Source organism: Grimontia hollisae CIP 101886, from assembly GCF_000176515.1.
Taxonomy (GTDB): domain Bacteria; phylum Pseudomonadota; class Gammaproteobacteria; order Enterobacterales; family Vibrionaceae; genus Enterovibrio; species Enterovibrio hollisae.
Genome location: NZ_ADAQ01000011.1, coordinates 1,022,459 through 1,042,706 on the forward strand (window position 1 = coordinate 1,022,459; position 20,248 = coordinate 1,042,706).

17 protein-coding genes are annotated in these 20,248 nt (G+C 54.1%); 3 read left to right on the top strand and 14 right to left on the bottom strand.

Going from position 1 to position 20,248, the window contains the following annotated elements; translation table 11 throughout:
• Positions 1-27: 27 nt before the first annotated feature.
• The 3 genes from VHA_RS10820 to nosP all read right to left on the bottom strand — a co-directional run bounded on the left by VHA_RS10820 (position 28) and on the right by nosP (position 4,191).
• Positions 28-258, bottom strand: coding sequence for a hypothetical protein (locus VHA_RS10820; RefSeq protein WP_040528649.1), 231 nt, complete (start codon positions 256-258; stop codon positions 28-30).
• A gap of 102 nt (positions 259-360) precedes the next feature.
• Positions 361-2,985: a NahK/ErcS family hybrid sensor histidine kinase/response regulator gene (locus tag VHA_RS10825; protein ID WP_005504168.1), complete on the bottom strand. Its 2,625-nt coding sequence runs from the start codon at positions 2,983-2,985 to the stop codon at positions 361-363.
• A gap of 3 nt (positions 2,986-2,988) precedes the next feature.
• Positions 2,989-4,191, bottom strand: a complete 1,203-nt coding sequence (gene nosP, locus VHA_RS10830) for a nitric oxide-sensing protein NosP (protein WP_005504169.1) — start codon at positions 4,189-4,191, stop codon at positions 2,989-2,991.
• A gap of 307 nt (positions 4,192-4,498) precedes the next feature.
• Between nosP and VHA_RS10835 the strand changes: the two genes are divergently transcribed.
• Positions 4,499-5,167 (top strand): LuxR C-terminal-related transcriptional regulator, encoded by a 669-nt coding sequence (locus VHA_RS10835; protein WP_005504170.1) that lies wholly within the window; start codon positions 4,499-4,501, stop codon positions 5,165-5,167.
• An 11-nt stretch (positions 5,168-5,178) separates the two neighbouring features.
• Here the strand turns inward: VHA_RS10835 and VHA_RS10840 are convergent, their stop codons facing one another.
• From VHA_RS10840 to pedF, 11 genes are all read right to left on the bottom strand, one after another.
• Positions 5,179-7,203, bottom strand: coding sequence for an insulinase family protein (locus VHA_RS10840; RefSeq protein ID WP_005504171.1), 2,025 nt, complete (start codon positions 7,201-7,203; stop codon positions 5,179-5,181).
• Between the two features lie 41 nt (positions 7,204-7,244).
• On the bottom strand, positions 7,245-8,375 hold the full coding sequence (gene pqqE, locus VHA_RS10845) for a pyrroloquinoline quinone biosynthesis protein PqqE (RefSeq protein ID WP_005504172.1): 1,131 nt from the start codon (positions 8,373-8,375) through the stop codon (positions 7,245-7,247).
• Positions 8,347-8,613 carry a pyrroloquinoline quinone biosynthesis peptide chaperone PqqD gene (gene pqqD, locus VHA_RS10850; RefSeq protein ID WP_005504173.1) on the bottom strand — a complete coding sequence of 89 codons (267 nt, stop codon included), beginning with the start codon at positions 8,611-8,613 and terminating at the stop codon, positions 8,347-8,349. The genes pqqE and pqqD overlap by 29 nt, the downstream gene beginning before the upstream one ends.
• Positions 8,614-8,637: 24 nt before the next feature.
• Positions 8,638-9,396: a pyrroloquinoline-quinone synthase PqqC gene (gene pqqC / locus VHA_RS10855; RefSeq protein WP_005504174.1), complete on the bottom strand. Its 759-nt coding sequence runs from the start codon at positions 9,394-9,396 to the stop codon at positions 8,638-8,640.
• Between the two features lie 14 nt (positions 9,397-9,410).
• Positions 9,411-10,328, bottom strand: a complete 918-nt coding sequence (pqqB, locus tag VHA_RS10860) for a pyrroloquinoline quinone biosynthesis protein PqqB (protein ID WP_040528650.1) — start codon at positions 10,326-10,328, stop codon at positions 9,411-9,413.
• Positions 10,329-10,432: 104 nt separating this feature from the next.
• Entirely contained in the window at positions 10,433-10,504 is a 72-nt protein-coding gene (pqqA, locus tag VHA_RS19250; protein ID WP_081796241.1) for a pyrroloquinoline quinone precursor peptide PqqA, read from the bottom strand.
• 119 nt (positions 10,505-10,623) lie between these two features.
• Positions 10,624-12,765, bottom strand: a complete 2,142-nt coding sequence (locus VHA_RS10865; RefSeq protein WP_005504179.1) for a NosR/NirI family protein — start codon at positions 12,763-12,765, stop codon at positions 10,624-10,626.
• 120 nt (positions 12,766-12,885) lie between these two features.
• The gene (gene exaC, locus VHA_RS10870; protein ID WP_005504181.1) at positions 12,886-14,394 is read right to left on the bottom strand and encodes an acetaldehyde dehydrogenase ExaC; all 1,509 of its coding nucleotides are present in this window, start codon (positions 14,392-14,394) and stop codon (positions 12,886-12,888) included.
• Between the two features lie 247 nt (positions 14,395-14,641).
• Positions 14,642-16,399: a PQQ-dependent methanol/ethanol family dehydrogenase gene (locus VHA_RS10875; protein WP_005504182.1), complete on the bottom strand. Its 1,758-nt coding sequence runs from the start codon at positions 16,397-16,399 to the stop codon at positions 14,642-14,644.
• A 9-nt stretch (positions 16,400-16,408) separates the two neighbouring features.
• Entirely contained in the window at positions 16,409-17,368 is a 960-nt protein-coding gene (locus VHA_RS10880) for a substrate-binding periplasmic protein (protein ID WP_005504184.1), read from the bottom strand.
• Between the two features lie 14 nt (positions 17,369-17,382).
• Positions 17,383-17,832 (bottom strand): cytochrome c-550 PedF, encoded by a 450-nt coding sequence (pedF, locus tag VHA_RS10885; protein WP_005504186.1) that lies wholly within the window; start codon positions 17,830-17,832, stop codon positions 17,383-17,385.
• Positions 17,833-18,022: 190 nt separating this feature from the next.
• Between pedF and VHA_RS10890 the strand changes: the two genes are divergently transcribed.
• Both VHA_RS10890 and VHA_RS10895 read left to right on the top strand, forming a co-directional pair.
• Complete coding sequence (locus VHA_RS10890; RefSeq protein WP_005504188.1) at positions 18,023-19,210, top strand: ABC transporter substrate-binding protein; 1,188 nt, start codon at positions 18,023-18,025, stop codon at positions 19,208-19,210.
• Between the two features lie 41 nt (positions 19,211-19,251).
• Entirely contained in the window at positions 19,252-20,244 is a 993-nt protein-coding gene (locus VHA_RS10895; RefSeq protein WP_005504191.1) for a PQQ-dependent catabolism-associated beta-propeller protein, read from the top strand.
• The last annotated feature ends 4 nt before the right edge of the window (positions 20,245-20,248 follow it).

Consider the following 20,248-nt stretch of genomic DNA (forward strand, 5'->3'; position numbering starts at 1 on the left):
ATTGGGTGAATGGAGAATCTTAAAGGGTCAGGCTTCGACGATTCTGACCTGATGAAAACCGATATCGAGGGCATTTTCCGTCGCCATATCGACATCACCAAAACACTGTTCAATGCCATTACCATCGGTCAGTGGTACCAATCCACCACGGGTATGGCGAAACTCGACAATCCACCCGTCACTGGACAGTGATGGTTCAACCACCGCTTCCACCAACAAACGTTGCCTGTAGAGGGTCCTGAGTTCGGATTTTGTCATTGCATTTTCCTGCTGCTAAACCAAAACAAAGGGGGTTATACCCACATGTTTGGTTAGGAAAAGCATAGACTGGACACCGGGTATGTGCCACAGCATGTCTTATCAATTGTGAGACGATACAACACGGGCTGTGACCGGCTCTTTATCCCCACGGAGCAAGTGCACCATGGTCATTTTCAGCCGCATAGGGGAGACCGGTTTATGCATCACCAAAAATCCGCAGTCCCGGGCCTGATGCTGCAATGCCTCACTGCGGTTGGCCGTCACGATCACCGTCGGGACAGGCTGTAACCGCTGCTGGTTGATACTTTTGGCCAGTGCCAGACCATTGATGTCATTGTCGAGATGGTAGTCTGCAATCAACAACTCAACCGGTGCCTGCACGGTATCACAACTGATTTGTAACGCTTCCAGAGAACCAGCACAGGTCACTTCACACCCCCAGCGCACCAACAGCTCTTCCATAGCACGGCAGATGTTCGGATCATTGTCTATCACCCACACCCGCGCGCCCTGAAGCACCACACTGTTATCCGTGACCAGTGATTCCACGTTGCGAAGCGTTTGCCTTTCCGGCGTGCCGTAGGGCACCAGCACCGAAAAGCGCGACCCCACACCGGGCACAGAGTCGACGGTAATGGCATGCCCTAACACGCTGGCAATCTTATCGACAATCGCCAATCCCAACCCAAGCTGGGTGTGGCTTTTATCCTGCTCGGCGGTCAGGCGTTTAAATTCTTGGAAGATCTCGTTTTTCTTGTCTTCCGGGATCCCTACCCCGGTATCCAATACCTCGATTCGCAGCCCTTCACGGCACCGGCGACTGCCGAGCAGGATTTTCCCACCCGGGGTGTAGCGAAGGGCGTTGGTCATCAGGTTACGGACAATCCGTGCCAGCAGTTGGGAGTCGGTATACACATAAGAGGAACTGTGCACATAGCGCACTTCCACGCGGGTCCCTTCGGCGGCATGGCTGAAATCATCGGCGATGTTATCGAGCAGGTCACTGATCGGAAAAGATTGTTTATCGGCCCGCACCACCCCGGCATCCAGTTTGGAGATATCCACCAGTGTCGTGATCAAAGATTCCACATCTTCAAGCGAATGCGCCAGTGAACTGACCAGCTTTCTCGCTGCCGGCGACATACGGTGGCTCAACAGGGAGCCCAGATAGAGTTGGGCGGCATTGAGAGGCTGCAACAGATCGTGGCTGATGGCGGCGAGGAATTTGGTTTTGGATAGATTGGCCCGCTCGGCGTCCTTTTTAGTTTCCAGCAAACGCTCCTGGATCATCCGGCGCTCTTCCACTTCATCCTGAAGCTGGTTATTGAGTGTCTGCAGCTGCGCCGTCCGTTCCTGTACCCGAAGTTCCATGGTCTGATATGCCTGCTCAAGCTCCTCGGCATTCTGCCTGCGTTCAGTAATGTCCCAGTTGAGCACAAAAAAACCCGTGATTTTGCCGTTGACGGCCTGGTTGGGTACATAGCTTTTCACTACGTAGCGCGCCTCGCCCTGCGCATTGAACTCTTCAATTTCAAACACCACGGACTCCCCATCCAGCGCTCGCTCTACATAGGGTCTCATTGCTTCAAATGTCGACGAGCGGCGGGAGACCGAAATGTGTTTGCCAATCAGCTCGCCACGCGGAAAACCATACCATTCATCATAAACACGGTTGGTAAACTGGTAATGGAGATCATCACCGACATACGCGATAAGGGCTGGCACATTATCGGTGATCAAACGCAGCCACTGCTCCGTTTCACGAAGTTCCTTGGCATCCAGATACCGCTGGGTAATGTCGGTGTAGGTGTTCACGTAACCCTGATCGTCCATGGCATGGCTTCGCACCTCAATCACCCGACCATCATCCAGGGTCTGCACCCGTACTCCTTCCGGCGGACGGCGTCCACATCCCCCAACTCGCCAGAGGGTAAGCGGAGAAACTTCCGCCAGAAGCGCTATCTGAGCTCCCATCAGGTGGGATTGGTCAAAGCCACTCATATCAAGGAAGCGTTGGTTAAATACCAGCACATCTCCGATTTTACTGACCATCAGCACGCCCTGGGACAGGTTATCGACCATGTTCTGCAAAATGCGGCTTTTTTCTGCCATTGCCGCCTCAAAACGGGCCGTTTCAGCCTGTTTAAGCTGGGTGATATCAGAGTAGAGCATCACCATCCCTCCATCACTGGTTTCCCGCTCCTTGATTTGCAGCCATCGTCCGTTTTGCAGCTTCAGGGTCTGACCATTGCGGTTGCCAGGCATCTCCCGCACGATAAGGCCACGCTCTTTGGCGAGTTGGCGGATTTTCTCTGGCGTCAGTGACGGGGTATTGAGGGAAATGGCGTTGTCCTGCCAGTAACGCTGGAAGCGGCTGTTGGAATACACCAATTCTCGGTTAGGATCGTAGAGGGCAAAGCCATCCGAAATCGATTCGATGGCATCAATAAAGTGCTGGTGGGCTTTTTCAGCCTGCAATTTGGCCTGGGTTAACTGACGGTTAGCCGATTCAATAGAGTGCAGTGCATGGTTAAGCTCTTCAGTTTTCTCACGCACCTGATCGGCCAGCACCACGGAGTGCTGGAACGCCCCCCAGGCATCAACCTGCCCACTGGCACCCTGCTCAACGCGTTTTACCAAGGCGTCAATCATCTTCTTCTGACGTGCGTTTTCTTCCTTTAGTGCTTCAATGTGTTGAGCCAGTTCGGCTTCCCTATCACTCAACGGTCAGCCCGCCTTGCGTGCCAAGTCAATAAGGTAGCCAGGGGGCGATTGAGAAGGTTTGCCGATCATCACCCCGGTGAGAGTCTGGTTCATATGAATGCCGTTAAGCTGTTCACCATAGGTATTGAAACCGACCATGTTGAACCGGCTGAACATCTGTTTAGCTTTGTCACGCACCATGGTTTGCTCAATTTCAAGCCGGCGGAGAAAACAGTCGCAGGACAGGGTCAATTCAGGTTCACCAATGCGCGACTGGATGGCACTGAGCTTGGCCTCCATATCGGCAAACAAATTGCCGGGGCGCATGGCGGTCACCACAATGCCGTCATCCACCGCACAATAAAAATCGAGGCTCAAATCGTCATTCACTTTCTGGATAGAGCGGACGAAATACTGATCACCAATCAGAACCGCAAGCGGATGCAAGGCATAAATCTCCGGGCGTAGGTCTTCCAATGCAATGCCAGCTTCACGCGCATAGACCTCTGCCGCCGGCTCAGCATTGAACTCGTACACCCGCCTGAGGGTGCAGTCTGCATCGGTGACCACCAGCTTGCTGCCGAGGCTTTCAATATGGTGGGTCGTGAACACCTCAAACGGGCAGCGAGTGTTGAACATCACCACAATCGCCGACTCGCTGTGAAACGCGCCTTCACTGTAAACGTGGGTGTTGGCAAGGTTCACATCGTCCCCGGCGGAGCCACCAAAATGAGGCAAGCGGCCAAGGGCTGTATCCAGCGTCACCAGAAAACGTTCTTCGTTGGGTGACAGCCCGTCAATCAGAGTCAGGACAAACGTATTACTGTTGATGGGTGCCTTAAGGTCCTGTCGGCAGGCATCCATCAAATGGCTGACGCACAGTTGGGCAGATTGGAGATCAAAGTCATCGAGCGAGACCCGTTGCCCGCAGATCTTGAAATCCCGGCGGGAGAAACCCAGCGCACTGATACTGCTTTTGGCATAGCCAGACGGCATCAACTCCCCCGCCGTGGTACATCCCATCACTTCACAATGGGAGAATGCCTGCCCCATCTCGCGCCCCAGTGCATCCAGATCATACGCCGCCGAACAGAAAAAAAGCACAAAGCCGACATCTTCGTCATCGAGCTGCATTGCCAGTTCCCGTGCGGCTTTCGCGGCATCCAACTGGTAGGTCACGGCGCTGAATACCGCGCGTGACTGCGTAAAAGGTTGACGTGTTGCCATGGGCTCTCCTGCTCACTTTTAGACAACGTAGCATGCCATCGAATCAATGGGCATATAACGTAAGTCTAATCGCTAGCAGGGGACAACAACGTCATACTTAGGAATGAATTTTACAAAAATGAAAAATTTACAGATCAAAAATGTCAAGATTGTGACGCGACATCCACTACAAATGGAATAAGGGTCACTACACTGAATAACACATTCAAACATCCGGTAAGTATGGGTTTTAGGCCTTTTGTTGGGGGATTTTTATGTCAATCTCCGTTGGGAAAACGGTGTTTGCAGTATCAAAAAGGATTGAATTATGTACAAATTTCTCGTTGCAGATGATCACCCTCTGTTTCGCGATGCCCTGATCGCAGTCATCCATGGACGCTTCGAGGAATGCGATATTCTGCAATCCGAAAATATTGAGCGCACGCTGGACGTTGCCGGAGATAACCCGGACCTTGACCTTATTCTCCTCGACCTGAATATGCCTGGCATGGCAGGATTGAAAGGACTTCTCGAACTGCGCAACCAATACCCGACCATTCCCGTCGCTATCATTTCCGCCGAAACCAACAAACAGATCATCCTTCAGACCATTGCTTACGGTGCGGTCGGCTTTATCGCCAAAAGTGCCCCGAGAGAGAGGATGCGCGACGCCTTTGAAAAAATCCTTGATGGCCACGTTTACCTGCCCGCAGATATTATCCGTGCTGAGGGGGAAGGTGAAACATCACAGCGCCGTAAAGAAGATCCTCAGTTTTCCCCGGAAATGCTGCACACCCTGACCCGCCGTCAGTTACTGGTGCTGAAATCCATGGCACAAGGCGCCGCCAACAAGCAAATTGCTTATGATCTCAACATCTCAGAAACCACCGTGAAATCACACGTTTCCGCCATTTTGAAAAAACTGGGAGTACATAACCGCATTCAAGCGGTTGTGGGGGTGACCAATATCGACTTTGACCGCTACCTGAAGCGTTAGGCTTGCAGCCATTAATGGACGGTGGGATGTTTGAGTGCAACGAGCACTTTAGCGGCCAGCGTTGCCAGGCTTGACGGGGTGACAGACGAAAAATCCACAGCGACAGATTGGCCTACGGTGCCAAGCAATGCGCGGTTAAAACAGGCATGGGATTTCCGGTAACGGGCAGAAACCAGCCCCAGCCCACCCAGACAGCATTTCTCCAATACCGCGCGCTCCATAGGCCTCGTCAGCGTTTCAATCGCATTGAGCAAGGCCACAAAGCTGGCACTCGGATCACTGTCTGCCACCGAATCAAACGCCAGTTCATAGGTCATCAAATCTATCGACACCGCAACGCTGTAACAGCGTCCAGAAAGACGGCGTTTTTTCACCCTGTCATTGGCCATCACCGCTTGTCCCAGTGTGGCAATATCCCCGGCATCGACGGTATGAGGAAACGACAGCATCACATGCATCGCACCATCGTCATCCCGGTGGCTTGCCATGACACTTCCAGCCCGGAATACCGGAGCGCTGGCGGCAACATAAAATTCAATACCATTGGATGTATGGTGCCACTCGCCCGCCAGTGCACTGATTTCATCAGCACCTAAGTGATTGTGCCAGAAATGGCGCAATGCCTTGGCCTGCTCACATGGCAGGTCGACCGTGTAGCCGAGCACCTGGGCATTGGCACAGTGCCACTCCCCCATGCTGCCAAGGACTGGCTTTCCCCGCATCCACGCCCAGCGCAGGGTACGTTGCTGGCAAAGGAGCAGCCACTGGTTGAGCATCGACCGGGTTTCTTCATCCCGTACATTGCAGCGACCGAGGATCGCCAGACGGGTCAACGGCTGACAAGGAGAAGTCCATTCTGTTTCAGCCGCCCGATAAGGTACATCCAGCAGCGGATCGCCGGTATGCCCTTTCAGGAAAGACGGCGCAAACGGCGTGATGGAAAAATCATGGTAGAGCCGTTGCAAACCGTCCCCCCAGCGCCGGGCCATGTCCCGTCCCTGCTGCAAAGAAAAATAGCCCGATTGCCAACTGACACGGCGTGATGGCATGCATCTGGCGACATCGTCAACATGACGCTGCAACGCTTCAGCATCCGTATTATCGCCCAACCGAAAACGGAGCGCCGGCACAGGCTGGAAGTCAGTTGTCAGCGGCAGAAGGTGTACGTCCAATGCCTTAAGTGCTTGCTGGCCTTCCGGCGAGCACAATGTGGGATGAAGCGCAGCTGCCCAGTGTGGCGACAATGTCAGGGTTTCAATCCGTCCTGCTGGCTCTGGTTTGTCTGCATATTTACCTTGCTTAGGCACCTCGACAGGTAAGGCGCTTCCCACGTTATTGAGCGATTTGGACAACTGACGCCACAACGCCACCATCGGCCAGCTGCCGGACGTCAGCAGTATCATGGACTCAGGCCGGTAGTAGTGACTGTGATAACGGCGAAGTGCAGTGATATTCAGCAAAGGCAAGGTTTGCGGCATGCCACCATAAAGCGGCGCACGGGGCAGGCTTAACAATGCCTGTTCAGTGGCGTCCCGGAAACCGGTATGACGCATGTACTCGTCCAGTTCCCGGTAGAGTGCGCCGTCACATCCGGCCCCGTTTTTCCGCACTATTTCCTGCTCAAAGTCTTCCCCGGTCAGTTGAGGGGAAATCACGCAATCGGCCATAAACCCGATACCACGGAGTGCAGAAGCCGGGTCATACCCGGTCAGATGAAAACGGGTACTTTCCTTTTGGGTGGTGGCATTAAATTCCAGCAACGCCAGTTCTGCGCGCAGGGAAAGAAAAGTGTCCGGCTCTGGGTAACGGGCGGAGCCGCGCAGCACCATATGTTCGAGGGCGTGGGTAATGCCGCTGTCGTCCTCCACCGGGGTGGGGATCACGATGGCAGCGCTCAGTCTGTCTTCTTCAGACGCCGCGTAGTGCCAGTGCATGGCACCACTGACATGGCGATACCCCACCCAGCCGGTGTCCATTTGCTGTTCGTCCGGTGGCAACAGCAACCAGTCCGGTGCAGCAGGATGCAGTTTCGCCATTGCGGCTCCTTACACTTGACGACGCCCTGGGTCTGTTGGCCTTAAGGCTTCACACTGAGGATCATTTGGCTGTTTTTTACCGTTCTTGCCAAGGCGGCACTGTGACAGCCCTGATTGGCTTTCGCCACCGCCTCGTCAATCACATGATGATGCGGGGATTTGCTGCACACCGGATCGGCATTCGCCGGATCACCAGTCAACAGCATCGCCTGACAGCGACAACCACCAAAATCGTTTTCCCGCTCATTACAGCTTCGGCAAGGTTCCCGCATCCAGTCAAATCCGCGGAAGTGATTAAAACTTTCTGAGTCCTGCCAGATGTAGGAAAGTGAGTGCTCCTTCACGTTTGGATGGGATAAATCCAGCATCGCGGCGCTGTGACAAGGCAGGGCTTTGCCATCCGGGGCGATATTGATGAACAGGTTCCCCCAGCCGCTCATACAAGGCTTGGGGCGGGTTTCATGATAATCAGGAGTAACGAAGATAAATTTGGGCCCGGCACCGTTTTGGCTGTCACGAAGTGCGTTTACCTTGCCTTCAGCGTCTTCAATCTGGCGTTGCGACGGCAAGAGCGCGTCACGGTTGTGCAGCGCCCAGCCGTAGTATTGTGAGGTGGCAAGCTCCACAAAATCCGCGTCAAGTTCAACCGCAAGCGCCATGATCGCGTCAATCGATTCAATGTTCTGGCGGGTGATCACGACATTCATCACCATAGGAAACCCTGCATCTTTCACCGCCTTGAACATGACTTTTTTGTGTTCAAAGGCGTGACGCTTTCCGGCAATGGCATCGCTTAAATCCGGGTCGGCGGACTGGAAACTGATTTGGATATGGTCAAGCCCGGCCGATTTCAGCGCCAGAATGCGTTTTTCATTCAGCCCGACCGCCGAGGTAATCAGGTTGGTGTAGTAGCCAAGCGCGTTGGCGTGGGCAACCAGTTGCTCCAGATCGCGGCGCATCAAGGGCTCACCACCAGAAAAACCGAGTTGCACTGCCCCAAGCTCCCGCCCTTCTTCCAGCACCCGGCACCACTCTTCGGTAGAAAGCTCGTCGTCCGGGTCGCCAAGGTTTAATGGGTTGGCGCAATAGGCACAATGCAGCGGACAGCGGTAGGTCAGCTCTGCCAGCAGCCAGAGCGGCGGGTTAACAGGTTTCAAGCCATTTTTTGTCACAGGCGACCTCCACGAACTCGTTCACATCCCCGGCCAAATCCACACCGGGGAATTTTTCTTCCAGACGTGCGATCGCCGCAGTGACGGAGCTTGGCATATCGAACTGCATCAGGATTTCAGCGGCGCTTTCGCTCAGTTTGACCATGCCTTCCGGATAAAGCAGGACATGGCAGTCCTGCGCTTTTTCAAACTGCATCCGGAACATGCTGTTGCGCTGATAAACCGTGTCACTGTTCATATCGCCTCCCTGTACGTTTTCTGGTTACCGGTCAAGTGCGTGGTGCCAGACCGGTTTGTCAGTGATCCCAACATAAGGCGGTCGGTCAAATTCGTATGCCATGCTGATGGCATCGAGCAGCGACCAAAGGATATCGAGCTTAAATTGCAGGATGTTGAGCGCCTGTGCCTGCTGTTCAGCCGTCCGGAAATGGTCAAGCGTGATTGACAGGCCATGCTCAACATCACGGCGCGCCTGACTGAGACGCTGGCGGAAATAGGTCAGCCCTTCCGGGTCAATCCAGGCGTAATGGCTGGGCCAGGAATCGAGACGTGACTGGTGGATTTCCGGTGCGAACAGTTCCGTCAGCGACGAGCACGCTGCTTGCTGCCAGGTGGCACGGCGGGCGAAATTGACGTAGGCATCCACCGCGAAACGTACCCCCGGCAACACCCATTTTTCGTCAATCACATCCTGACGGTTAAGCCCCACCGCCTCGGCCAGCCGCAACCAGGCTTCAATCCCGCCCCATTTGCAATCAAGGCTCTTGTGGCCGTCATGGTCAAGAATGCGCTGTACCCACTCCCGGCGGATTTCCGGGTCACGGCAGTTCGCCATGATGGCGGCATCCTTGACCGGAATTGATGTCTGGTAATAGAAACGGTTTGCCACCCAGGCACGAATTTGCGCTTTACTGCATTTCCCAGCATACATGGCTTGATGAAAGGGATGGTGAATGTGGTAGTACTGTCCTTTTGCCAGCAGCGCCTGCTGGAATTCCTCTCGCGTCATTGCCGTTGCCATGGCGCCTCCCTGCGTCAAATTTCAATCGTCATGCCGTCGAAGGCAATCTCTACCCCGGCATCAAGTACCGCCTGATGCTGTGGTGAGTCTGGATCCAAAATGGGGTTGGTGTTATTGATATGGATGAGCACCTTGCGCGGCTTGGTGAAACCTTCCATCAGCGCCAGCATACCGTCATCCCCCGACACTGACAGGTGGCCCATTTCTGAACCCAGCGAGGTGCCGACGCCTTCGCGGATCATTTCATCATCGGTCCAGAGTGTGCCATCCATCATCACACAATCCGCCTCGTCCATCGCCGCAAGCACAGACGCTTCGGGTGCGCCGAGTCCTGGCGCATAAAACAGGGTCGCCCCGCTGCGGGTATCAACAATCTTGAGGCCAATGTTATCACCCGGGCGCGCACGGTTGCGGTAAGGCGAAAACGGCGGCGCATTAGAAGAAAGGGAGACAGGATGAAAAGCAAGGTGTGGCACGGCTGGAATGCGCCAGCCTTCGGGGGAATGGATATCAACGGTGTGGGTCTCATAGCCGCCGTCCCAGTGTTTCATCATCGACAGGATGGGATAACTGGTTGTGAGCTCTTCCGCCACTTCCGGTGTGCAATAAAGCGCAAGCGGCAGCCCTTCACGCAAGATCAAAAGCCCGGTCGTGTGGTCAATCTGTGCATCAGTCACCACCACCGCGCCGATAGCCGAACCGCGCGCACCCTCCACCCTGGTAAGCCGGGGGGATGCATTGATTTGCTGGCGAATATCCGGGGAGGCGTTAATCACGACCCAGTTGTCACCGTCATCGCTTACCGCGATGGAAGATTGCGTACGTGGCACCGCACGGCTGGCGCCCTTTCTTACCGACCGGCACATCCGGCAGTGACAATTCCACTGTGGGAACCCGCCACCCGCGGCTGAGCCTAACACCAAGATCTGCATCCATTCACCTCGCTGCCTGTCACCGTGTGGAAAGGAAAAATAGAAACGGGATGCTCCCAGGGTCTGTTAACCCTATAGAAAGGTGCATCCCGTTTATCAGCTACTTAGCGGTTACTGATGTAAAGCGTGACCTCAAAACCGAGTCTGAGTTCTGTGTAGCTAGGCTTCTTCCACATATTGTCGCTCCTTGTACCAATATATCGAGACACAACTTGCCTCCTGATTTAGCCTATGCACATGAACAAAAATGACCAATCCTACTTTGTGATGATTTCTCTCATCTAAGACACGGATTTTATCTCCCTGATCGGCGCAGCGTTGTCTCCACAGAAGACTCAGCGATGGTTACCGGAATCGCCTTACCAACAGCACCGTTTTTACGCCGCCGTTTCCCGTATTTTTCCGCCACACAGCGGGTGTTGTCATGGATGATGGCCAGGCAGGCAAAGCACTGCACGCACTCGTTGTAATCAATGGTGCCATCTTTGTGGATAGCATTGATCCCACAGTGTTTTTCACAAAGTTGGCAGGGACTGCCACACTCCTTCCTACGCGTCAGCCAACTAAAAAGCCGAAACCTGCCAAGCACCGCCAGTCCGGCGCCCAACGGGCACAAATACCGGCAATAGGCTTTGTGGATTTTGGCACTGATAAAGAGCAGTAAAACGGCGTAAATGACGAACGGTGCACTTCGCACAAATACCAGGGTCACCGCAGTTTTGAACGGTTCGATTTCCGCCAGGGTTTCGGCAAGGGACAGGCTGTAAAACGCCGTTATCACCAACACAAGAAGCACGGCATATTTCATATAAATCAGGCGCCTGTGCAGCAGGTCACTGACCTTCCATTGCCGGATACGAAGCTTCCCGGCGGCAGCAGCCACCAACTCCTGCATCGCACCAAATGGGCACAGCCAGCCGCAGAAAAGCCCCCTACCCCACAAAAAGAGGCTGACAAACACGTAGCTCCAGAGGATGAACAGGACGGGATCGAGCAAAAAAACCTGAATATCAAATCCTTGCCACAGAGACAGCAACAAGGTGTAGATATTGACGACAGAGAGCTGCCCCTGGGCGTAAAAGCCGATAAAAAGAATGATAAAACAAAGAGACAACAACCTTACCGGCGTCAGGAACTGGCCAAACACCGCCAGCCGGTGCTGGAACACAAACACGCCGGTCAGCAGAACGAGATAAAGGGCTAACACGCTGATTTCCAAGCTTCTGTCCAGCCAAATCCGCTGCCAGAGAGGTAAAGGCTTCGATAACGGCTCAACCGCGGTTAACACAGCTTCGGGCAGTGTGTAACGGGTAGAAACAGCGATGGTTTCTGATTCCAGAAAATTCTTTTTCACCTGAACATTCATCCCGACCGTGATTGGCAGTGACGGGTCAAAGCCACTCTGATCAGAAAAAGTGAAAACATGGGTACGGTCAAAAGGTGCCAGATCAACAGCCAGCACCGGCGGCTGGGCATGGTAAAGATCAGCGTCACGGAGTGCCAGCGGGCTGGCTTCCTGTTTGAGTGTCAGCCGCTGGGGAATCGTGCCGGCCACAAAGTCTTCCGCCACATGGTGATAGCCACCCCGTGAACCTACCAGCACCGCAATTTCGCCCGGCTCCAGTGTATTCATGATGCGGGTATATTCCCCTTCGCCGAGCAGGTTTTTTCCCACCAGTGGTGGGTTCAGTACCGCGAGGGTTAGATCCAGGAATGGCACATCATCGCTGGCTGACGCTTCACGGGCGTGGGTAATCCGCTCAGGCGTGGTGTTCAGTGCGCTTTCTGCTTCTTCATCGCTGAGTTGCCAGTGAAACAGCAACCCTTCGCTGCGAAGTGCATCGAGCGTTCTCGGACTGAAATCTTCGGTATTCAGGATGGCTTGCGTGGCTGAGCCAAACCCGGAAAGCCGTGACTGCGCCACCTTACGCGCAGCCGCAATAATGGTGTCATGCACCACCATCACCGACACCGTGGCCTTGGTGACACCATCAAAATAGACGATGTCGTCGCTGGCGATCCGCTGTTGACTGCTTCCCACCAGTACCTGCTGTTTCAGCGACAACCCCTGATACTGACGGATAAAATCAACCAGAGGCTTCTCACCAAGGCCATGCAGGAAAATCGGTTCATGGTGTCCCAGCAGCACCAGACCCACAATCCGTCCTTCGGTGTCGAGACCAACCCGCAGGTTAATGGTGTCGCCGGAAAAACCGGGGAAATTAGTGAGGTTGTCAGTTTCAAACAGATAACCGATCGGCTGGTCGAGTTGGTAGATGTCAGTGACAGGCAAGGCGTCTTGCGACGCTTTCATCCGGGTCGCACTGGGAAAGAGTGCAGCGGCTTCCTCACTCACTTCCAGCCAGGGAGATGCGGCAACAAGAAAGGGCAATAACATGAGAAGCAACCACAGTGTCAGGGCACTACGCCAACGCATGATACACCTTCATTTTTTATGTTATGCAGGTGAAAAAAGCGGGGCTGCTGCCCCGCAATGTTCCTGCCTCTGGCAGCACCGGAGGGCAGCTGCCATCAGACAAGCGGACGTCGCGTCTGGTTAGAAGAAACCTAACGGATTGATGTCGTAGCTCACCAACAGGTTTTTGGTCTGCTGGTAGTGGTTGAGCATCATCTTATGGTTTTCACGGCCGATACCGGATTTCTTGTACCCCCCGAATGCGGCATGTGCCGGGTAGAGGTGGTAACAGTTGGTCCAGACACGACCCGCTTCAATCGCACGGCCAACACGGTACGCACGGTTGATATCACGGGTCCAAAGGCCCGCCCCCAGACCGTATTCGGTGTCGTTGGCAATCGCCAGCGCTTCCGCTTCATCTTTAAAGGTCACCACGCTCACCACCGGTCCAAAGATCTCCTCCTGGAACACACGCATGTGGTTGTCACCTTTCAGGATGGTTGGCTGGATGTAGTAACCGCCACCAAAGTCTGCGGCTTCACCGCCTAGCAGCACTTCTGCACCTTCTGCACGGCCGATATCGAAGTAGCCTTTGATCTTGTCAAACTGCTCGTTGGAGGCCTGCGCGCCGACCTGGGTTTCAGTATCCAGCGGGTTGCCGTGCTTGATGGATTTCGCACGCTCAATCACCCTGGCGATGAAGTCATCATAGATGCTTTCCTGAACCAGCAGGCGTGACGGACAGGTACACACCTCACCCTGGTTGAAGAATGCCAGCACGCAGCCTTCAACGGCTTTGCTGATGAACTCGTCTTCCTGCTGCATCACGTCTTCGAAATAGATGTTTGGCGATTTACCGCCCAGCTCAACGGTCGATGGGATCAGGTTGTCAGCCGCACAGCGAAGGACATGGTTACCAATCGCGGTAGAGCCTGTAAACGCTATTTTTGCAATGCGTTCTGAGGTTGCCAGCGCCTGTCCTGCTTCCGGCCCCATGCCGTTGACGACATTCAGCACACCCGGTGGCAGCAGGTCACCGATGATTTCCATCAGCAACAGGATGGTGGTTGGCGTCTGCTCCGCCGGTTTCAGGACAATACAGTTGCCTGCCGCCAGTGCCGGTGCCAGTTTCCATGCTGCCATCAACAGAGGGAAATTCCACGGAATAATTTGACCGACAACGCCCAGAGGTTCATGGATGTGATAGGCCACGGTTTTGGCATCAATTTCTGCCGCAGAGCCCTCTTGCGCACGGATCGCGCCAGCAAAATAGCGGAAATGATCCACACTGAGCGGGATGTCAGCCGCAAGCGTTTCGCGCACTGCCTTACCGTTTTCCCAGGTTTCTGCAACCGCCAGATATTCGAGATTGGCTTCAATACGATCGGCGATTTTGAGCAGGATGTTGGCACGTTCAGTTGCAGAGGTTGCCCCCCAGCTGGCTTTGGCTGCGTGGGCAGCGTCCAGCGCAAGCTCGATATCTTCTGCAGTCGAACGTGGAATTTCCGCGATTGGATCACCGGTGCAAGGCGAGGTATCCGTGAAGTACTGTCCCTTGATTGGCGGGACCCAATCACCGCCGATGTAGTTTGCATAACGCGATTTAAAATTAACAACGGCGCCATCGGTATTTGGTTTTGCGTAAATCATTGTCCACCCCTGTATGTTGGTGAGATTCCCTGTGTCATCCCTGACAGGCCGGCGAAACGGCGTCAGGCGTTGTTGTAGTACCAGTATGGAATGACCAGTAAATCTCTCCATCGCCCCTTGGTTGGCAATATCTCATACTTTGGAGGGAGACAATGGGGAGGAGAGCCCTGTTGCGAGACATCCAAACGCAAACAAGGCTGGGGATAGCCCAGCCTTGCTACATTTACTACCAGAAAAAACTGTCGTCTCAACCTTTCGGTAGCTTGAAGGTCCAGACCGTTCCCCCCTGATTGAAGTCCTTCACCCGTTTTGCTACATCGCCGCCCCAAAGCGGCACTGCGCCCCCCCAGCCGGAAAGCACGGAAACATACTGTTCGCCATCCATTTCCCAGGTTACCGGGCTGCCCACGATGCCAGAACCGGTATTGAATCTGTAAAGCAGCTCGCCGGTTTTGTCATCAAAGGCCATCAGGTAACCTTCCGGATTACCGGTGAAAACCAGCCCACCAGCCGTGGTCATGACACCGCCCCACAATGGCGCGTAATTTTTGTATTCCCAGACACGTTTACCGGTTTTCGGATCGTAAGCACGCAGGGTACCGATGTAATCGTCATTGATGGTTCGGATGGTAAAGCCAGCACCGAGGTAAGCCGCGCCTTTTTTGTAGGCCACAGGCTCATTCCAGATATCCATTTTCCATTCATTCGCCGGCACATAGAACAGGCCGGTATCTGGGCTGTATGCCATTGGCATCCAGTTTTTACCGCCCAGGAATGAAGGCGCAGAAACCACGGTTTTACCTTGTTTGTCACCGGAAGGGTCGCCCGGGCGATTGTCATTGACATAAAGCGGACGGCCATTGTCATCAAGCCCGGTCGCCCAGCTGATTTCATTCACAAACGGGAAGCCACGAATGAACTCACCATTGGTGCGGTTAAGCACGTAGAAGAAGCCGTTACGGTCAGCCGTCGCTGCCGCTTTTACTGTCTTGCCGTTTTCGGTGTAATCAAACGAAATCAGTTCGTTCACACCATCAAAGTCCCAGCCATCATGTGGGGTAGTCTGGAAATGCCAGACAATTTTGCCGTCATCCGGATCAATTGCAAGACGGGAAGAGGAGAAGAGGTTATCGCCGGGCCGCATGTGTGAATTCCAGGGCGCCGGGTTACCGGTGCCAAAAAACAGCAGATCGGTGTCGGCATCATAAGTCCCCCCCAACCAGGGCGCAGCCCCCCCGCTTTTCCACAGGTCAGCTGGCCAGGTTTTGCCCGGTGCACCACCGGAAATGCCATTCTCTATTTTTTTGCCATCTTTCCACACGTATCCCATGTGACCTTCGACTGTCGGGCGCTCCCACACCAGCTTGCCGGTTTTCGCATCATAGGCACGCACTTTACCGACGATACCAAACTCTCCCCCGGAGACACCGGTGATCACCTTCCCTTTCACCACAATCGGTGCCGCCGTGATAGAGTAACCATCTTGATAGTTATCGACCGTTTTCTTCCAGCGTGTTTTCCCTGTTTTTGCATCCAACGCGACCAGTTTCGCGTCCAGGGTGCCAAAGATCACCAAGTCATCATACAGTGCCACGCCACGGTTTATCACATCACAACAGGGCATAATGCCATCGGGCAAGCGAGCGTCGTATTGCCATAGCTCTTCACCGGTTTTCGCGTCAATCGCGAACACGCGGGAATAAGAACCGGTGACATACATGACCCCATCTTTCACCATCGGCTGGCTTTCCTGGCCACGTTGTTTTTCCCCCCCCAACGAGAAGGCCCACACAGGACGGATGTCTTTCACTGTCTCGCGGTTGATGGTATCCATCGGGCTGTAACGCTGGCCGCGCAGCCCAAGACCATAAGTCACCACGTCCTCGATGGTCTCCTGATCAGCGAGGATGTCTTTGTCCGTGACACCCGCGTAGACGGGCGATACCGTCACAGCGAGCGAGAGTGCGGTGTAAAAGCCGCAACATTTAAATGACGTCATTGTCATAGGGGTACCTCATTGTTGGCTGAATGATTGTGTCTGTACGACAGTCTTCTCTTCGGCAGCGTCCGGCGCAGGCCGGAAACGTTCAGGGAGTTGGTAGTCGACCCCGTATTTTTCACCCCAGCGAATGAAGTCGCCGTTATTGATATGGGTCATCACGATGTCTTCCAGTGCGTAAGCCAATTGGCGGTAGTTTGAATGCACAGCCATACCGAGCTCCCATTCACTGCGTCCGAGAAGCGGAAACGCAAGTTCTGCCAGTTGTTCATTCGCTTGCGGCTTTTTGTTGTAGTGCAGCCATTCCAGCTGCGACGCGGTGCCCATTACGATAGCAACCTCACCGTCATTGAGCGCCTGAAAAGCATCCGGTGTCGAAGAATAGGTGCGGCTTTTATCTCGGAAACGGCCACCAAAGGCGGTGGTAACATAAAACTGGGGGACGGTGTCCACTTCTACCCCCACCGGGTGATACATAAACCGGGCGGCGGTTTGCGGTCTGTCGAGCTTGGCGGTGTCATAAGCCATCAGCCAACGCTCCTGTTGATACGGCGCAAACATGTGTACCAGTTCGTGGGCTGGATGACCGACATCGTCACGTTTCATCGCAAATTCGCGGTCATACGGCACACGCAGCATCACATCGGCTTTCACGCGCTGGCCATCTTCACTGGTCAGGTTTATCCCTTTCCACAGGTAATTACGCATGTCATCCTCGACCGTTTCATCCGGGGTCATCCAGCGAAGATCGAGTTTCACACCCAGCCCGTTGGCAAGTGCGCTGGCAAGCTCTACATCAATGCCTGCCGGGTTTCCCTCACCATCTGTAAACGAGTACGGCGGGAAATCCTTGTAGACCGCGATGGCAATGACGCCGCGCGCCTGAATATCGTCATAGGAAAGCGCCTGGGATGGTGCCGACAGCACCACACACAGCAGCAAGGAAAGCGTCCGAACCACAATAGCAAACCTCATCCTTGCGCCCCCTATTAACCATTTTCCGGTGCCACAGATTCAAGCCAGGTTCTTATAGCCCAAAGCGCTTCCTGATTGAGGTGCTCGGTCATTTTGGGCATGTAAACCGCCCCATTGCGTACGGCACCATTCTGAACACGGTAGACGTACCATTCATCACCGTCGTAATCCGCTTCCAGCATGCGCAAATCCGGGGCAATGCCGCCTGAAATGCCTTCGAGGCCATGACAGCGGGCACAGTTCTGGTTGTAGGCAGACGCACCGAGGCGAACGATTTCCGTCTTCACTTCACCGTCCAGTTCTCGGTAAGGATTGGTTTCAGCCCACTCCTCACCGAGAGTGGGAATGGAAGAGGTATCGATGGATTGCGGCGTCACATCACCGTGTGCAAATGCCAGTTGGGAGCCCAGTACCGCCACCCATGCAGCAGCCAGAATACAGATATTACGTTCAACCTTTTCCATGTCTCTCGACTCCTTAATTGGTCAGCGTTGGAAAAAGTGTAGGAGCGTCGGCTGGTTGAAGACATGGTACAAAAGCGGGGATATTCCTCATTCTTTGGGATGATTTTTCAGGAAATCCAATCCTTGGTTTTGGCAAATTGGCTGCCCCCGCATACAGTGAAACGTAAGCCAATACGGAGCGGCATTCGCTATGGAAAAAGCGTCAACCCACCACAAAATAAACCATTACATCGCCAGACTCTGTATGGGGTTACTGGTTTTCTCTTTCTCCCTGCGTGCTGACGTCGAGGTAGAAATGGGGCTGCTGCGCTTCCCGGTTGAAACAACCACCGCAGTACCGGCGTACCTTGCACAACCAGAAAATAACGGAGAGGCCGGGGCGGAACTGGCAGTCAATGACGCTAACGGAACCGGGAAGTTTCTCGGCCAAAAATACACGCTCAGGGTAGAAACCAATGATACCAGCTCCGCACTCAACGCTACGGCAAAAAGCTGGTATGACGACGGGTTACGCTATTTTCTGGCCGACCTTGATACCCCTTCACTTCAGGCGCTGCGAAAGGCACTGCCAGATGATGCGCTGCTGTTTAACGTCGGCAATCAGGATGATGATCTGAGGCGTACCCTTTGTCTGCCAAACACCCTACATACCGCCCTCAGTTACAGCATGCGTGCTGACGCCCTCGCCCAGTGGATGCGGGTACGCCGGCTCGATAACGCCTTTTTGGTTTACGGGGAATCCGGGGCTGACAACGCCTATCTGGACGCAATAAAGCGCACACTGAAGAAATACAACCTGAAGACAGTGAAAGAGAAAGTCTGGAATTTCGACACCGATCTTCGTCGCACCGCATCCGCCGAACTTCCCCTGTTTACCCAGGCCAGTGACTACGATGTGGTACTGGTTGTCGATGAAAGCAACCTGTTTGGTCAACACCTTCCCTATAACACCTGGCTGCCCCGTCCGGTGATCGGCACACACGGCCTGCGTGCCGACGGCTGGCATTACGTGATTGAACAGTGGGCGGCGCTTCAGCTTCAAAACCGCTTTACCGCGCTGTTCGATCGCCCTATGACAGCCCGTGATTACGCCGCCTGGGTGGCGGTACGTTCCATCAACGAAGCAGTCACTGTGCTCAACAAAGGCGATGTAGAGACAGTTTTGCCTTTCATCATGAGCGATAAATTCCAGTTGGCAGCCTACAAAGGCCGCAAACTGACCTATCGGCCATGGAACGGTCAACTCCGCCAAACCGTGCCGTTATTTGATTCACAAGCACTGGTGGCCAGCGCCCCGTTTGAGGGCTTTCTTCATCCCCGTAACGAGCTTGATTCGCTCGGCATTGATGAAGCGCAAAGCCAATGTCGCCAGTTTTAACCCTGTTTCAGCAAAAGAGAGTAAACCAAAAGGACATCACCATGAATTTTTCCAAACCGTTTCTCGCCACGACCCTCGCAGCACTGTTGGTTGCACCGCTTATCTCATACAGTGTGGCGGCAAAAGAGCTGGCCTATGTGGCAAATGAAAAAGACGACACCGTCAGTGTAATTGACATGGACACTATGACTGTCATTGACACCATTAGCGTCGGTGACCGCCCCCGGGGTGTCGAGCTCAGCAAAGACGGTACCAAGCTCTATATCTGTGCCAGTGAGTCTAACACGGTGCAGATCCTCGATTTGGCCACCAACAGCATTATCGGCAACCTGCCTTCTGGCGAAGACCCGGAACTGTTCGCGCTGCACCCTGACGGCAAACGCCTTTATATCGCCAACGAAGACGATGCACTGATGACAGTGGTAGATATTCCGAGCGCCAGCGTAGTCGCCCAAGTGGAAGTGGGCGTAGAGCCGGAAGGGGTAGCGGTCAGCCCGGATGGAAAAATCGCCATCATCACCTCAGAAACCTCCAACATGGCGCACTGGATTGATACCGAGTCCAACCAGATGGTGCATAACACCCTGGTTGATGCCCGCCCACGCTACGCGGAGTTTACCCCTGATGGCAAACAGCTTTGGGTCAGTGCTGAAATTGGCGGCACGGTGGCTGTAATCGATACCGACAGCAAAGAAATCATCAAAAAAATCGGCTTTGCGCCCAAAGGCGTTCATAAAGACAAGGTACAGCCAGTGGGTGTAAAAATTGCTGCCGATGGCAAAACCGCCTTTGTCGCTCTGGGGCCTGCCAACCACGTTGCCGTGGTCAACACAGACACCCTGGAAGTGGAAGATTACCTGCTGGTCGGTCGCCGCGTGTGGCAAATGGCATTTAACACCCAGCAGGACAGGTTGCTGGCGACCAATGGCGTGAGTGGTGATGTTTCTATTATCGATGTGCCGAACCGCAAGGTGGTGAAAACGGTGAAAGTCGGTCGCTACCCTTGGGGAGTGGCAGTACAGCAAGTGGAATAGCGAG